Source organism: Thioclava dalianensis (assembly GCF_000715505.1).
Classification (GTDB): domain Bacteria; phylum Pseudomonadota; class Alphaproteobacteria; order Rhodobacterales; family Rhodobacteraceae; genus Thioclava; species Thioclava dalianensis.
Map to the genome: position 1 here is coordinate 1 of NZ_JHEH01000093.1, position 832 is coordinate 832.

Below are 832 nucleotides of genomic sequence, written 5' to 3' on the forward strand. Positions count from 1 at the left end.
CCCTGCGGCCCGAGCGGCTGGCCGATGATGCGGACCGCGCCCTGCGCCCGCAGGAGCTTGAGGAATTCGTCGGACAGGCCGAGGCACGGGCCAATCTGCGCGTCTTCATCGAAAGCGCCAAGCTGCGCGGGCAGGCAATGGATCACACGCTGTTTCACGGCCCTCCCGGTCTTGGCAAAACGACGCTGGCGCAGATCATGGCGCGCGAGCTGGGGGTGAATTTCAAGATGACCTCGGGCCCGGTGTTGGCCAAGGCGGGCGATCTTGCCGCTATTCTGACCAATCTCGAGGCGCGCGATGTGCTGTTCATCGACGAGATCCACCGGCTCAACCCGGCGGTCGAGGAGGTGCTCTATCCCGCGCTTGAGGATTTCGAACTGGATCTGGTGATCGGCGAGGGCCCGGCTGCGCGCACCGTGCGCATCGAGCTGCAACCCTTCACGCTGGTGGGCGCCACGACGCGGCTCGGATTGCTGACCACGCCGCTGCGCGACCGGTTTGGCATCCCGACCCGGCTGGAATTCTATTCCGAGGATGAGCTGGACCTGATCGTCACGCGCGGTGCGCGATTGCTGGGCGTGCCCGCCGATCCCGAGGGCACGCGCGAGATCGCCAAGCGCGCCCGTGGCACTCCGCGGATCGCGGGTCGGCTGCTGCGCCGGGTCGTGGATTTCGCGCTGATCGAGGGCAATGGGCGGCTGACCCGCGCGATTGCCGACCGCGCGCTCACCCGGCTTGGTGTCGATGTGCTGGGGCTCGATGGTGCGGATCGGCGCTACATGATGCTGATGGCCGAGCATTATGGCGGCGGGCCGGTGGGGGTGGAAACCCT

General features: G+C 67.4%; 1 protein-coding gene. It reads left to right on the forward strand.

Translation table 11 applies throughout. From position 1 onward, the window contains the following. Positions 1-2: 2 nt before the first annotated feature. A partial coding sequence (gene ruvB / locus DL1_RS20660) for a Holliday junction branch migration DNA helicase RuvB (RefSeq protein ID WP_038070296.1) occupies positions 3-832 on the forward strand: 830 nt, incomplete at its 3' end.